At 71.4% G+C, this 14004-nt stretch carries 17 protein-coding genes and 1 pseudogene; 9 read left to right on the top strand and 9 right to left on the bottom strand.

Translation table 11 applies throughout. The features are described 5' to 3' along the window. Nucleotide 1: 1 nt before the first annotated feature. Entirely contained in the window at nt 2–1090 is a 1089-nt protein-coding gene (locus ACE3O1_RS06260; protein WP_374313545.1) for a serine hydrolase domain-containing protein, read from the bottom strand. A 63-nt stretch (nt 1091–1153) separates the two neighbouring features. Here ACE3O1_RS06260 and ACE3O1_RS06255 point away from each other — a divergent pair, with 63 nt between their 5' ends. Next, complete coding sequence (locus tag ACE3O1_RS06255) at nt 1154–1672, top strand: PadR family transcriptional regulator (RefSeq protein ID WP_374313544.1); 519 nt, start codon at nt 1154–1156, stop codon at nt 1670–1672. A 68-nt stretch (nt 1673–1740) separates the two neighbouring features. Next, on the top strand, nt 1741–3318 hold the full coding sequence (locus ACE3O1_RS06250) for a molybdopterin-dependent oxidoreductase (RefSeq protein ID WP_374313542.1): 1578 nt from the start codon (nt 1741–1743) through the stop codon (nt 3316–3318). Between the two features lie 20 nt (nt 3319–3338). On the opposite strand, the gene ACE3O1_RS06245 is transcribed toward ACE3O1_RS06250, so the two are convergent. From ACE3O1_RS06245 to ACE3O1_RS06230, 4 genes are all read right to left on the bottom strand, one after another. Beyond that, nucleotides 3339–3737, bottom strand: a complete 399-nt coding sequence (locus ACE3O1_RS06245; RefSeq protein ID WP_374313540.1) for a gamma-glutamylcyclotransferase — start codon at nt 3735–3737, stop codon at nt 3339–3341. 46 nt (nt 3738–3783) lie between these two features. Continuing rightward, on the bottom strand, nt 3784–4458 hold the full coding sequence (locus ACE3O1_RS06240; RefSeq protein WP_374313538.1) for a DUF4333 domain-containing protein: 675 nt from the start codon (nt 4456–4458) through the stop codon (nt 3784–3786). Between the two features lie 88 nt (nt 4459–4546). Beyond that, nucleotides 4547–5620, bottom strand: a complete 1074-nt coding sequence (locus tag ACE3O1_RS06235) for a DNA polymerase IV (RefSeq protein ID WP_374313536.1) — start codon at nt 5618–5620, stop codon at nt 4547–4549. A gap of 109 nt (nt 5621–5729) precedes the next feature. Continuing rightward, nucleotides 5730–6185 (bottom strand): SRPBCC family protein, encoded by a 456-nt coding sequence (locus ACE3O1_RS06230; RefSeq protein ID WP_374313534.1) that lies wholly within the window; start codon nt 6183–6185, stop codon nt 5730–5732. A 114-nt stretch (nt 6186–6299) separates the two neighbouring features. On the opposite strand from ACE3O1_RS06230, the gene ACE3O1_RS06225 reads away from it, so the two are divergent. The 4 genes from ACE3O1_RS06225 (at nt 6300) to ACE3O1_RS06210 (ending at nt 10301) form a co-directional block, all read left to right on the top strand. Further along, complete coding sequence (locus ACE3O1_RS06225; RefSeq protein ID WP_374313532.1) at nt 6300–6914, top strand: GyrI-like domain-containing protein; 615 nt, start codon at nt 6300–6302, stop codon at nt 6912–6914. 77 nt (nt 6915–6991) lie between these two features. After that, nucleotides 6992–7567 carry a PadR family transcriptional regulator gene (locus ACE3O1_RS06220; RefSeq protein ID WP_374313530.1) on the top strand — a complete coding sequence of 192 codons (576 nt, stop codon included), beginning with the start codon at nt 6992–6994 and terminating at the stop codon, nt 7565–7567. 53 nt (nt 7568–7620) lie between these two features. Continuing rightward, nucleotides 7621–9297 (top strand): ABC1 kinase family protein, encoded by a 1677-nt coding sequence (locus ACE3O1_RS06215; RefSeq protein ID WP_374313528.1) that lies wholly within the window; start codon nt 7621–7623, stop codon nt 9295–9297. 53 nt (nt 9298–9350) lie between these two features. Next, a complete protein-coding gene (locus tag ACE3O1_RS06210) occupies nt 9351–10301 on the top strand; it encodes an NAD(P)-dependent alcohol dehydrogenase (RefSeq protein ID WP_374313565.1) in 951 nt (316 codons plus the stop codon). Here the strand turns inward: ACE3O1_RS06210 and ACE3O1_RS06205 are convergent. From ACE3O1_RS06205 to msrB, 4 genes are all read right to left on the bottom strand, one after another. Then, nucleotides 10276–10941, bottom strand: a complete 666-nt coding sequence (locus tag ACE3O1_RS06205) for a hypothetical protein (RefSeq protein ID WP_374313526.1) — start codon at nt 10939–10941, stop codon at nt 10276–10278. The genes ACE3O1_RS06210 and ACE3O1_RS06205 overlap by 26 nt on opposite strands. Before the next feature lie 2 nt (nt 10942–10943). Further along, nucleotides 10944–11156, bottom strand: coding sequence for a DUF2945 domain-containing protein (locus ACE3O1_RS06200; protein WP_374313524.1), 213 nt, complete (start codon nt 11154–11156; stop codon nt 10944–10946). Between the two features lie 159 nt (nt 11157–11315). Further along, nucleotides 11316–11870, bottom strand: coding sequence for a peptide-methionine (S)-S-oxide reductase MsrA (msrA, locus tag ACE3O1_RS06195; protein ID WP_374313522.1), 555 nt, complete (start codon nt 11868–11870; stop codon nt 11316–11318). Next, nucleotides 11867–12337, bottom strand: a complete 471-nt coding sequence (msrB, locus tag ACE3O1_RS06190; protein WP_374313520.1) for a peptide-methionine (R)-S-oxide reductase MsrB — start codon at nt 12335–12337, stop codon at nt 11867–11869. The genes msrA and msrB overlap by 4 nt, the downstream gene beginning before the upstream one ends. A gap of 313 nt (nt 12338–12650) precedes the next feature. On the opposite strand from msrB, the gene ACE3O1_RS06185 reads away from it, so the two are divergent. From ACE3O1_RS06185 to ACE3O1_RS06175, 3 genes and pseudogenes are all read left to right on the top strand, one after another. After that, a complete protein-coding gene (locus ACE3O1_RS06185; RefSeq protein ID WP_374313518.1) occupies nt 12651–12995 on the top strand; it encodes a DUF2200 domain-containing protein in 345 nt (114 codons plus the stop codon). 88 nt (nt 12996–13083) lie between these two features. Continuing rightward, nucleotides 13084–13638, top strand: a complete 555-nt coding sequence (locus ACE3O1_RS06180; protein WP_374313516.1) for an NYN domain-containing protein — start codon at nt 13084–13086, stop codon at nt 13636–13638. An 81-nt stretch (nt 13639–13719) separates the two neighbouring features. Continuing rightward, nucleotides 13720–14004 (top strand): annotated as a pseudogene (locus ACE3O1_RS06175) (hypothetical protein); the annotation flags it as partial.

Below are 14004 nucleotides of genomic sequence, written 5' to 3'. Positions count from 1 at the left end.
GTCAGCGCGTCGCGCGCAGCAGCCGCTGCAGCAGCCGGATGTGCAGTTGGAAGCTGCGCGTCATCTCCGCGGTGGAGTGCAGGTTCAGGATGATCGTGATGCCGCGTGCCGGATCGGAGAACAGGTGCACGCCGGTCACTCCGAGATGGCCGATGGTGCGGGGCAGGCCCGCGAGCAGCGGGAAGAAGCCGCCGTAGCGCAGCTGCATGAGCCCGGCCCCGTAGTGGATGCCGGCACGGAACCGGTGCTCGATCGTGGCCATCTGCGCGCGCGATCCGTCGCCGACGAGCGCTCCGCCGTGCCAGGCGGCGGCGAACCGGTGCAGGTCGTCGACGGTCGTCACGACGCCGCCGCCGCCCCAGTCGCAGCTCAGGCTCTCGGCTCGGCTGAGGTCGACGTCGTCGATCAGGATCGGGGCGAGGTCGAGGGCGGCGCCGGGCTCGCCGACGGCCGTCGCGCCGCCGGGCATCGTGTGGAACAGCAGGCACGAGGCATCCATCCCCGCCGGAGCCAGGATGCGCTCGTGCAGCTGTGCCCCGAGCGACGCGCCGCCGGCCTCCTCGATCGCGCGCGCGAGCAGCACGTAGCCGGTGTCGGAGTACGAGAACTTCGCGCCGGGTCGCGCGACCGGACGCTGGTGATCGCGCGAGAACGCCAGCAGGTCGGCGGGCGTGAAGCGCTCGCCGGGGTGGCTCGTGATCCGCCTGGCGAACGACGCGCCGGTGTCGTTGGGGCCCTCGAAGTAGTCGGCGACGCCGCTCGTGTGCGTGAGCAGGTGGCGCGCAGTGACGTCGGCGGCGGCATCCGTTCCGTAGTGGACGAACAGCCCGGCGAGCTCGGATGCCGGCAGCAGGTTCGTCACGGGGGCGTCGAGATCGAGCCGGCCGCGCTCCGCCAGCTGGAACGCGAGCGTGGCCGTGAGCATCTTGCCCACGCTCGCGGCGTGGAAGCGGCGATGACGGTCGCCGGCTGCGAACTCGATGCCGGGCGCGATCGCGAGCACCTGCGGTGCGGGAAGCCCTTCGCGTTTGCGGGCGACCCCGTCGGCGATCCCCGCCAGATCCGCGGTGACGTGGGTGTGTCTCGGCATGACGGATATCCCCCTGAGATATATCTAAGGGATATATTGGCAGAGATGCGAAGGAGGATCCACATGCAGTTCGTGATCCTGGGTCTGCTGATGATCGCCCCGATGTCGCTCTACGACCTGCACAAGCAGTTCGCCGCCGGTCCCTCGCTCTTCTACAGCGCCAGCTACGGCAGCCTGCAGCGCGCCCTGCGGCAGCTCGCCGCCCAGGGCTGGTTGACGGTGACGGATGCCTCGTCCTCTGCGCGTCCGCGCAAGCTGCACTCGCCGACGCCGGACGGCATCGACGCGTGGCGGAGGTGGATGGGGGAGCCGCTCGTCGGGGCGGCGGCCGAGACGACGATGCTGGCCAAGGTGTTCCTGCTCGGGCTGCTCCCGCGCGGCGAGGAGCGCGAGGCCGTCCTCGAACGGCTGCGGGCGGGCGCCGCGGCCGGCCTCGCCGAGCTGAGGGCGGTCGCCGACGGACTGGACACCGCGGAGATCCCCGCCGAGTACGCCGAGAACTTCCGGTATCAGCGGGCGACGCTCGAGTACGGCCTGCGGTCGCACGAGCTCGCCCTGACGGGGCTCGACGAGCTCGACTGACGCCGACGCCCAATCCGCCGCGGCGCCCGCGCCGAACACCACACGACAGCGGGGGATCGGAGCGGGGCATGCCGGAGCGGGCGAGCAGGGTGCGGTTCGCGGCGTGGGCCGCGCTCGCGGGAGTCGTGAGCGCGGGTGTCTTCCTCGCCGTCGCCGAGGTCGCCGCCCTCGTTCTCGCGCGGGAGAGCAGTCCGATTCTGGCGGTCGGGTCGTTCGTGATCGACGTCGTCCCGCAGCCGCTCAAGGAATTCGCGATCGCCGCGTTCGGGGAGTACGACAAGCCCGTGCTGCTGGGCGGCCTGGGGCTGGCCGTCGTGCTGGCAGCCGCGATCGCGGGCGTGCTGCAGCTGTGGCGGCCGCCGTTCGGCATCGTGCTGCTCGGCATCGCCGGCGTGCTCTCGATCGCGGCCATCGTGACCCGGGCGGGGGCGACACCGCTCGCGTGGCTTCCGCCCGTCCTCGGCGCCATCGCCGGATCGATCGTGCTCGCCGCGAGCGTCGGCCGACTGCGGCGGTGGGCCGGCGTCGCCGCGGAAGGCGCCCGCGACACCCCCGCGGACGGACCGGCGTCCCCGCCGCCGGATCGGCGGGCGTTCCTGCAGCTGATCACGATCGCCGGGGCCGCCGCCCTCCTCGCGGGCGTCGGGGCGAGGGCGGCCAACATGGCGACCACCTCCGTCGCGGCCGTGCGCCGTGCGCTGCGCCTGCCGGAGCCGCGCTCGCGCGTCACCGTGCCGGCCGGCGCCGAACTGGACGTCCCCGGGATCTCCCCGCTCTACACGCCGAACGCCGACTTCTACCGCGTCGACACCGCCCTCACCGTGCCCGCGATCGACCCGTCGACGTGGCGGCTGACGGTGGACGGCCTCGTCGACCAGAAGGTCGAGCTCACGTTCGACGACCTGGTGGAGATGGGACTCGACGAGTACTCCATCACGCTGACGTGCGTCTCGAACGAGGTCGGCGGCGAGCTCGTGGGCACCGCCCGCTGGCTGGGTGTGCCGGTGCGCGACGTGCTGGCCCTCGCCGGGCCGCGCGGCGACGCCGACATGGTGCTCTCGCGGAGCATCGACGGGTTCACGGCGAGCACGCCGCTCGAGGCGCTCACCGATCCCGGCCGCGACGCCATCCTCGCCGTCGCGATGAACGGCGAGCCGCTGCCGCAGGAGCATGGCTTCCCGGTGCGGATGGTGGTCCCGGGGCTCTACGGCTACGTCTCGGCGACGAAGTGGCTCACCGCGCTGACCGTGACGACGTTCGCGGCCGACGAGGCCTACTGGACGCCGCGCGGCTACAGCGCCCGCGCCCCGATCAAGTTCTCGTCGCGCATGGACACCCCGCGCACCGGCCAGCCCGTGCCGGCGGGTACGGTGGCGCTGGCGGGGGTGGCGTGGGCGCAGACCGTCGGCATCGAGCGGGTCGAGGTGCGCATCGACGACGGCGACTGGCAGGCCGCGACCCTGTCGGAGCCCGTCAACGACGACACCTGGGTGCAGTGGATGCTCGAATGGGACGCGGCCCCCGGCACCCACAACGTCACTGTCCGCGCGGTGAACCGCGACGGCGACCTCCAGGTCGAGGAACGGGCGCCGATCGCCCCCGACGGCTCGACGGGCTGGCAGCGCACCCTCGTCCGGGTGACGTGAGCCCGCGGCATCCGCTTCCTTCAGCCGCCTGACGCCAGCGGGGCGGCGAAGTCGCCGCCCGGGATCGGCGGCCCGCGCTCGGTCCGCCGCGGCCAGACGAGCACGAGCGCCTCGACCACGGCGCCGTCCTCGAGCACGACCGGCAGCCAGCGCGCGTCGTAGCCATACCGCAGCTCCTCGTCGACGATCACGCGGTTGACCTCGTCGCCGTGACGAAGCGACAGCAGCTCGCCCCGCACCCGCCCGGGACCGCCCGCGACGAGGAGCGGCCATTCGCCGCCCTCGTGCCAGTGGAGGGCGCCCTCGACGCTCGCCGGCCGGGCCGCCGACACATGCGGCTCGATCTCGCTCCACAGCGCCATGCCCGGACGCAGGCTGCCGTAGACGAACAGCGGGATCTCGACGGAGGGGAACGTCACGGCTCCCACGCTAGCGGCGCGGATGGCGGATGCCGCCGCCCGGCGCTTACGGCGCGGGCTCCCACGTGACCGAGTCGGCCTGCACTGTGACCGCGACCTCCCACTCGGCACCGCTCGCGCCGACCACCGAGCACGTGAAGACAGCGCCCGTGGCCTGAGGCGGGGTATCGGGGCAGGTCGCCTGCGACACCTCGCCGGTCTCGCCGAGCGCCCACGCGGCGATCTCGCTCTCGAGGGCGGACGCATCCACCGCTCCCGGCGCTGTCGCGATGCGGAACACCAGGAATCCCAGGAGAACGGCCGACAGCACCAGGGCGACCACGGCCCGGCGCTTGCGGGTGGGCCGCCGGATCGCGACGACGAGAGCCACGAGCGACAGCACGAGCGCCGCGACCAGCACGCCGATCTGAGCCAGGCCCAGCAGTGTGGCCGTGGCAGGATTCATGCCGGACGCGAACCAGACGATGCCCGCCACGCCCAGCATCGAGAGCACGAGCAGCACGAGCGCGGCCGTCGCGGGACCGTTCTTCGTGCTCGGCTTCGAGCCCGGCGCCGCGCTCCCCTGCGCGGAAACCGCAGCCTGCGGTCCGGTGCGCACCACGGGATCCAGCGGCTTCGCGTCGTCGGTCCAGCGCACTCCGTCCCACCAGCGCGTCCGATCGGTCGCGGCGTCGTACCGCCACCCGGGTGCGGGCATGCCCACACGAATGTCTTCGCTCATCTCATCCCCAGCTGAGTCGGGTCGCGGTTCCCCAACCGCGTTGGACGAAGAATAGCGGACGGAAGGGACAGTGCTCCAGAGGCGCGGGTCACCAGCCGCCGCGCGTCGGGGTGTGGCCCTCCCGCGCGTCGTCGGGCATCTGCATCTCCGCGCGCACGCCGAGCAGCCGCAGCGGCCGGCCGGGGTCGATGCGCCCGACGAGTGCGAGGGTCTCGGCGATCACCGTCTCACGGTCGAACGTCGCCGGGATCTTGTGCACGAACGTCCTGGTCACGAAGGGGGCGTAGCGCACCTTGAGGCCCACGCCGACCACGGGACGGCCCTCCGCCGCGACATCCTCGAGCACCTGGGCGAGCAGTGCCCGGGCCGCCGCCTCGACGTCGGACCGCTCGACGATGTTCTGCTGGAAGGTGGTCTCGCGCCCGTGGCCGCGCGCGACCCACGGGGTGTCGTCGACGACCGACGACCCGTCGCCCCGGCCGAGCTGGCGGTACCAGGGCCCCATCTTTGGTCCGAACTCCGCGACGAGCGGCGCGGGGTCGGCGTGCGCGAGCTCGGTGACGGTGTGGATGCCGAGTCCGGCGAGCCGCTGGGAGATCTTGCCGCCCACGCCCCACAGCGCGATCGTGGGCTTGTCGCCCATGACATCGAGCCAGTTCTCCGCCGTCAGTCGGAACGTGCCGCGCGGCTTGCCGAAGTCGGTGGCGTTCTTGGCCCGCACCAGGGTGTCGCCGATGCCGACGCTGCAATGCAGCTGCGTGCGCTCGAGCACGGCGCGCTGGATCTCGCGAGCGGTCGCCTCGGGGTCAGCGGTGCGGACGCCCACGAACGCCTCATCCCACCCGAGCACTTGGACGACCGCGCCGGGATGATCGCGCAGCGTCGCCATCACTTCTTCCGACGCCGCGGTGTAGGCGGGGGCGTCGACGGGCAGGATGACCGCATCAGGAGCTTTGCGCGCGGCGATGCGCAGCGGCATCCCGGACCCGACGCCGAACGCGCGCGCCTCGTACGACGCGGTCGACACGACAGCCCGCTCCGTCGGATCGCCGCGACCCCCGACGATCACGGGCCTGCCGGCGAGTTCCGGACGACGGAGCACCTCGACGGCCGCGATGAACTGGTCGAGGTCGACGTGCAGCACCCACGGTGTCGGCGTCATGAGGTCCAGTGTGGCGGCCCCCGTCGACACCGTCGAGCGTCGGCCGGGAGAAGGCGGATGCCGCGGCCCCCGCGCGGCGGGGGGGGCGAGGCATCCGCTGTGTCGAGGCTCAGCGCTCGACGTCGCCGCGCCAGGCGCCGGTCTCGTGACCGGACTTCTCGATGAACTCCTTGAAGTTCTCGAGGTCCTTCTTCACCGCGTGCTTCCCCGCGCCGACGAGCGAGCCGAGCTTCTCGATCGCGTCGGTCGGCTCCCAGTCGATCTGCACGGTGACGCGGCTCTGGGTGTCGCTGAGCTTGTGGAAGGTGACGACGCCCGCGTGGGCGGTGTCGCCGCCTTCGCTGCGCCAGGCGACGCGCTCGTCAGGATGCTGTTCGGTGATCTCGGCGTCGAATTCGCGCTCGAACGGGCCGACCTTCACCTTCCAGTGCGTGTGCGTGTCGTCGAGCTGGGTGATCGACTCCACCTCCTCGAGGAAGTGGGGGAAGCTCTCGAACTGCGTCCACTGGTTGTAGGCGGTCGTGACGGGCACGTCGACGTCGATGGTCTCGATGATCTGGCTCATGATGCCAGCCTCGCCGTCGTGCGCCGCGGACGCACACCTCTTGCATTTCGGCGGCGGGCGGGTTATTCAGGGGTCGCGTCGGCGCGCTCGCGTGACGCCGGACGAAGGAACCGCGTGAAGACCGACCTCAAGAAGCTGATCCCGTCCTACACGGCGCCGCGCGGCCGCTTCGAGACCATCGATGTGCCGCCGATGAGCTACGTCATGGTCGACGGCCACGGCGACCCCAACACCTCGCCGGAGTACGCCGACGCGGTCGCCGCGCTCTACGGGGTGTCGTACAAGCTGAAGTTCCTGAGCAAGAACGAGCTCGAGCGCGACTACGTCGTCATGCCCCTCGAGGGCCTGTGGTGGGCCGACGACATGACGACCTTCACCTCTGCGCGGGACAAGGCGCAGTGGAGCTGGACGATGATGATCCTCGTGCCGGAGTGGCTCGACGCAGAGCACGTCGAGCGCGCGCGCAGCGCGGCCGCGAGAGCGGATCTCCCCGCCCTCGCACGCCTGCGCCTCGAGACCCTCGACGAGGGGCGGTGCGTGCAGACGCTGCACATCGGTCCCTACGACGACGAGGGGCCGGTGCTCGACCGGCTGCACCGCGAGGTCATCCCGGGCGCAGGGCTGCGGATGCGGGGGCTGCACCACGAGATCTACCTCGCCGACCCCCGCCGATCGGCACCCGAGCGCCTCCGGACGATTCTCCGGCAGCCCGTCGAAGAGGACGACTGAGCCTGGCCAGGGCGGCGTCAACGATATATCGTTGAGTATCGCCGGTATATCGGCGAGGTCATCTCAAGGAGGTCGTCATGAGCGATTCGTTCACGAGAGACTGGTTCGGTCCGCGGGACCGTGGCCAGGGTCAGGGTCGTCCGGGCGGAGGTGGACTGTGGGAGGCCATGGACCAGCTGCGCGACATGTTCGAGCAGCGCGTGATGACGCCCCGCATGGGTCGCGGCGACGTGAGAGCCGCCATCCTCTCCGTGCTGGCCGATCGGCCGATGCACGGCTACCAGATCATCTACGAGATCGAGGCGCGCAGCGGCGGCACCTGGAAGCCCAGCCCCGGCTCGGTCTATCCCACCCTGCAGCTGCTCGCCGACGAGGGGCTCATCACCGCCGAGGAGGCGGGCGGCAAGAAGACGTACTCGCTCACCGAGGCGGGGCGCGCGCAGGCGGCCGAGAGCGAGGACCGGTCGGCTCCGTGGGAGTCGGCGGGACGCAAGGATGCCGCGCGCTCGACGGCCCTCCCCAAGGCGGGTGCGAAGCTCGCTCAGGCGGCGGCGCAGGTGGCGACGAGCGGTTCGCCCGAGCAGGTGCAGGAAGCGGTCGACGTGCTCGACGAGGCTCGTCGTAAGCTCTACTCGATCCTCGCCCAGGACTGAGCCGGATGCCGCCGGAACGTCGGCCCGGGGCGGTCCCGAATCAGGGAGTCTCGATGGCCGACGCCGGGAGCTCGCGCGCGCGCTACCGCCGCATCCTGCGCTTCGCCGCCCGGTACATGGTGCAGGCGTGGTGGTACGAGCTCTTCCTGCCGCGCATCGGCCTCGGACGCTTCGCCGCGCGCGGCCGGGCAGCCCGGCTGACGCGGCTCGCCCGCCGGTTCCATGCGCTCGCCGTCTCGCTCGGCGGACTGATGATCAAGGTCGGGCAGTTCATGTCCTCGCGCCTGGACGTCCTGCCTCCGGAGATCACGAAGGAGCTCGAAGGCCTGCAGGACGAGGTCCCGGCGGTCGGATTCGACGCGATCCGCACCCTCGCCGAGGCCGAGCTCGGCGTCGAGCTCGAGGTCGCGTACGAGTGGGTCGACCCGGTCCCTGTGGCCGCGGCATCCCTCGGCCAGGCGCACCGCGCGCGGCTCGTCCCCGCTGACGCGGCCGACACGGGATTCGCCGACGTCGTCGTGAAGGTGCAGCGACCCGGCATCGAGCGGATCGTCGAGGTGGACCTCGCGGCGCTCAGGCGGGTGGCGCAGTGGCTCAGCCGCGTGCGCGTCGTGCGCGATCACGTCGACCTGCCCGTGCTGATCGAGGAGTTCGCGCACACCAGCAAGGAGGAGATCGACTACCTCCACGAGGCGCGCAACGCCGTGCGGTTCGCCGAGAACTTCGTCGGCGATCCCCGTGTGGCCGTGCCGGAGATCGCGTGGGAGCGCACCACGCGACGCGTGCTCACGCTGGCCGACGTCACGGCGATCAAGATCAACGACGTCGACGGACTCCGCGCGGCGGGGATCGAGCCGGGCGAGGTCGCCACCGAGTTCGCGACGATCATGTTCGATCAGCTGTTCCGCGACGGCTACTTCCATGCCGACCCGCACCCGGGGAACATGTTCGTCACCCCCACGCCCGAGGGCGAGCGGCCGTGGCACATCACGTTCATCGACTTCGGGATGATGGGCGAGGTCCCCGATCGGCTGCGCCGCGACCTGCAGCAGGTCATGATCGCGGTGGCCTCGCGCAACGGCAAGCAGCTGGTGGACAGCATCCGGGACGTCGGGGTGCTGCTGCCCTCGGCCGACACCGCCGAGCTCGAGCGTGCGATGACCGCGCTGTTCGCGCGATTCGGCGGCATGGGGTTCGCCGAGCTGCAGGAGGTCGACCCGCGCGAGTTCCAGGCCTTCGCCCGCGAGTTCGGCGACGTCATCCGCTCGCTGCCGTTCCAGCTGCCCGAGAACTTCCTGCTCATCGTTCGGGCGGTCTCGCTCACGTCGGGCATGTGCAGCTCGCTCCAGAGCGACTTCAACATGTGGGACGCCGTCGAGCCGTATGCCGACCAGCTCATCCGCGACGAGCGCGGCAACGTCGTGCGGGCGTTCGCGAAGGAGGCCGTCGCGGTCGCGGGCATCGCCGCGCGCCTGCCGCGCCGCGTCGACGACCTCGTGACGCGCGCCGAGGAGGGCCGGCTCTCGGTCGAGTCCCCGCGGGTGGAGCACCGCATGAAGTCGCTCGAGCGCGTCGTCCGCCGCGCGGTGTCGGCGGTGCTCTTCGCTGGCCTCTTCATCGGCGGCGCCGTCCTCCGCGCCGACGAGATGGTGTTCGGGACCGTGCTGATGGCCGTTTCCGTGATCCCGCTGCTGCACGCGGTGCTCGCCGGAGCCGGCCGCCGCGACTGACCGACGTCCTGCGCCGGCGCGGGGGTCGCGCCTAGGGTGTGGGTGTGCGTGCGATGGTCTACGAGGAGTACGGCGGACCCGAGGTGCTGGAGCTCCGTGACGTGCCGACGCCCGAGCCCGCGCCAGGCGAGGTGCTCGTCGAGGTGGTCGCCGTGTCCATCAATCTCTCCGACTGGGAGGGCCTGCGCGGCTCACCCGCCTATGCCCGCATGGGCGGGCTCCGCCGCCCGTCGCGCCCGATCCTCGGCACGGATGTCGCGGGCCGAGTTGTCGCCGTCGGTCCGGGCGCCTCGCGCTTCGCCGTCGGCGACGAGGTCTACGGCGACAACCTGCCGCGCGGCGGCGGGTTCGCCGAGTACGTCGCGATGCCGGAGTCGGCGATCGCGCACAAGCCTTTCGCGCTGACCTTCGCCGAGGCATCCGCCATCCCCCAGGCGGGGGCGATCGCTGCGCAGGCGGTCGCGCTCGCGGAGCCGGGGGCGCGGATGCTGATCAACGGCGCCGGGGGAGGCGCCGGCACCCTCGCGATCCAGCTCGCCGTCGCCCAGGGCGTGAGGGTCACCGCCGTCGACAACGCCGGGAAGCTCGCCTACCTGCGCGAGCTGGGGGCCGAGCGCGTGATCGACTACCGTCGCACCGACTTCACCCGCACCGGCCCGTACGACCTCGTGGTGGACCTGGTGGCGCACCGCTCGATCTTCGCCTACCGCCGCGCCCTCGCGAAGGGCGGCCGGTGCGTGGTCGTCGGCGGCACCGCGCGCGCGGTGCTGCGCCTGGCGCCGGTCGGCCCGCTCCACGGCCTGCTCACGGGTGCGCACCTCGGCGTGCTGCTGGTGCGCCAGGGTCCGCGCGGATTCGGGCCGGTCGCCGAACTGTGCGAGAGCGGGGCGGTGTCGGTGCGGATCGACCGCGTCTTCCCGCTGGAGGAAGTGCCGGCGGCGCTCGCGTGGCACGCCGAGGGGCGCGCGTGCGGAAAGGTCATCGTCGCGGTCCGCGAGGACTGATCGGGCGAGGCGGCCGCTCCTGGTCGCGCTGCAGGCGCACGGTGGCGGTCACGATTCCGGCCACGACGGCGCCCAGCCCGCCGGCGGCCATGTCGCCGATCGTGTCGCGATAGGTGACGTAGATATCGGGAGCGACGAGGGTCCCCACCCATTCGAGGATCTCCCACAGGGCGCTCAGTGCGAGACCGAGCGCGATCACGATCACGATCGGCGTGCGTCGCGCCACCCCGGGCCGCCGAGGCGCGGGAACCACGCCGGAGCGCGCGAGCACGAGGTACGTCAGCGCGGCGAGGACCCCGGTGCACACCGCGTGCACGACGAGGTCCCAGCCGCGCACCGACTCGTACAGGCCGAGCACGTTGCTCCAGGCGGCCACGAGGATGACGGTGACCGCGAGGATGTCGAACCACGGCCGGGCGGCGACCGCGCGGGGCAGAAGGACGGCCGGGACGGTGAGGGCCATGACGCCGGCCGCCTGCGGCCCCCACCCGACCGCCGCGACGACGACGCTCACGGGTGCGAGGGCGCGCACGCCGTCGGCGAGCCACTCCGCCGGCCGCGCGGGCGGGGCGAGAAGAGTCCGGCTCAGGGGCGCGGAACCGCCGTCGGCTCCGGATCCGTTCACGGTGAGGTGGTTCACCCTCAGCCGAGCCTGCGCAGCGCTGAGCCCTTGTGAGCTGCGCGATCGCCGCTCTTGTCCGACTCCACGATGAATGCCGGATCGTCGCCCGACGCGGTGAAGTGCTGACCGGCGAACTCGAAGTCGCTCGTGCGGCGCTCGACGATGCGGCCCTGGGTGCGGCCCTGCGGGGTGTTCCAGCTCACTCGGTCGCCCTGGTGAAATCCGTCGGTCACGGCAGTCCCTCTGTCACGGCGGCTCCTCTCGGTGACTGCCAGTCTGCGCCGACGTGCGAGCGCATGACAGGGCTTGACGCGCGCCGTGCAGCGGGGGCGGAACCGGAAACGGCGGATGCCGCGCCCCACGCGGGACGCGGCATCCGATCGTCGTTCGTGCTACGCCGTGGCGTCGGCGCGCTTGGGCAGCACCCAGCCGGCGCGCGGGAAGTGGCACGTGTAGCCGTTCGGGATGCGGATCAGGTAGTCCTGGTGCTCGGGCTCCGCCTCCCAGAACGGGCCCGCGGGCTCGATCGTCGTGACGGCCTTGCCCGGCCACAGGCCCGAGGCGTCGACGTCGGCGATCGTGTCGCGGGCGACCTGCTCCTGCTCGGCGGAGAGCGGGAAGATCGCCGAGCGGTAGCTCGATCCGATGTCGTTGCCCTGACGGTCCTTCGTCGACGGGTCGTGGATCTGGAAGAAGAACGCCAGGATGTCGCGATACGTCGTCTGCGCGGGATCGAACACGATCTCCACGGCCTCGGCGTGACCGGGGTGCTTGCGATAGGTGGCGTGGGCGTTCTCGCCGCCGGTGTAGCCGACGCGCGTGTCGAGTACGCCGGGCTGGCGGCGGATGAGGTCCTCCATGCCCCAGAAGCATCCGCCGGCGAGGACCGCCGTCTCGGTGCCGGGGGTGCGGGTGATCTCGCCGGTGTCGAAGGGACCGCTGGTCATGATGCGTGCTCCTGGTTCTCGGTGGGGAAGTGGTCTCGGTAGTCGGCGTAGCCCTCGGCCTCGAGGGACGAGGCGGGGACGAAGCGCAGCGCGGCCGAGTTCATGCAGTATCTCAGGCCCCCGGCCTGCCTGGGGCCGTCGGGGAACACGTGGCCGAGGTGGCTGTCAGCCCCGGACGAGCGCACTTCGGTGCGCGACATCCAGAGCGTGCGATCGGTCTTCGTGGTGACGGCGTCCGGCTCGATGGGACGGGTGAAGCTCGGCCAGCCGGTTCCGCTGTAGTACTTGTCGGCGGACGAGAACAGCGGCTGACCTGACACCACATCCACGTAGATGCCGTCGTCGTGGGTGTTCCAGTACGGGTTGCGGAAGGGCGGCTCGGTGCCGTCCTCCTGGGTGACGCGGTACTGCACGTCGGTGAGGCGACTGATCGCCTCGGGGGTCTTGCGGTAGTCGTCGGGATTCACGGGGTCTCCTCCTGGTCGACGTCGCTGGCTGCGGCGTCACTGAAGAGAACGGATGCCTCGCCCGTTTTGGTCCCGTGAACCTGGGAGCCCGCTTCGAATCCGAGGCGGCGGGCGTATCAACCCTGCGCCGCCCGTGTCAAGGCCTGTCACGGTGTCGCCGCGGGCGCATAGCCTGGCGGAGCAGTGAGGCGCGGCGGTCGAGGGAAATCGGTATTCGGGTCCGATCACACTCCCGTGACAGCGCGATGGCCCCGGCGGGCGGGCACCCGCCCGGGGCCATCACTGCGTCCGCCGACCGGGCTACGCTGGCGGCGTGCATCGCATCTACTCCCTGCCGTTCGCCTCCGTGTACCCGCTGTACATCACGAAGGTCGAGAAGAAGGGGCGCACCGTCGCCGAGCTCGATGAGGTGATCGAGTGGCTGACCGGGTTCGATGACGCCGAGCTGCGCCACCATCTCGACGCGGGAACCACGTTCCAGGACTTCTTCGACGACGCCCGGCTCAACCCGAACGCCTCATCGATCACCGGGGTGATCTGCGGCATGCGGGTCGAGGAGATCGAGGACCCGCTGATGCAGAAGATCCGGTACCTCGACAAGCTCGTGGACGAGCTCGCCAAGGGCCGAGCGATGGGGAGGATCCTCCGCGCCGGCTGAGGCGAGGCATCCGCTCTCCGCCCTGCTGGCCGATCCTGCTACGTTCGGAGCGCTGGACGCGCCTGCGGCCGGCGGACGAGGAGACGACGTGGCGGAGCGCAGGAGCTGGGTGCTGGTCGACGGCGAGAACATCGACGCGACGCTCGGCGGGTCGATCCTCGGGCGGCGCCCGCAGCCGGACGAGCGTCCGCGGTGGGACCGGCTGCTGACGTTCGTCGCCGAGCGATGGGGTCAGCCGTCGCAGGGCCTGTTCTTCCTCAACGCCAGCTCGCACCTGCCGATGCCGTTCGTGCAGGCGCTCCTCGCCCTGGGCTACCAGCCCGTGCCGCTCTCGGGCGACGCCGACGAGAAGGTCGTGGACATCGCGATCCAGCGCACGCTGCGCGCCCTCGCCGACCGCTCCGACGACGTCGTCCTCGTCAGCCACGACCGGGACTTCGTCGAAGACATCGCGGCACTGACCGGGAACGGCCGTCGTGTGGGCGTGATCGCCTTCAACGAGTTCCGCAGCTCGGAGTTCTCCGCGATGCCCGGGGTCGAGCTGTTCGACATCGAGTACGACGCCGAAGCCTTCGACGCCCCGCTGCCGCGCGTGCGGGTCATCCCGATCGACGAGTTCGACCCCACGGCCTTCCTGCGCTGACGGCCGGGGGTGCGCGAGGGGGTTGTCCACAGCTCGTTCCTTTCCTCGTTGAGTGTCGTACCTATGTTCTAATTTGGGGGTATGACATTCACGCCGCCGGATGAGCCGGATCCCGGGTTCTTCGACCGGGGCCTGGATGATGCGGGGTTCTTCGACATGGTGCCGGAGGATCTGGTCTGGGATGCCGAGGTCGCGGACCGGGCGCCGGTGGTGCCCGATGATGTGGAGTTGGTGACCGATGTCGCGGTGATGATGTCGGTGTTCGCCGCGCAGCGGTTGGAGCGGGTGGAGGGGTTGCGGCGCAACGCGTTGGCGGACCCGGGGCGGTATGGCGGGGGCACGGTGCAGATCGTGGAACGCTCGGTG

It is taken from the genome of Microbacterium sp., assembly GCF_041909575.1.
Classification (GTDB): Bacteria; Actinomycetota; Actinomycetes; order Actinomycetales; family Microbacteriaceae; genus Microbacterium.
Note: the sequence above shows the minus strand (reverse complement) of the source record. Positions and strands in the feature narration are given on the sequence as shown.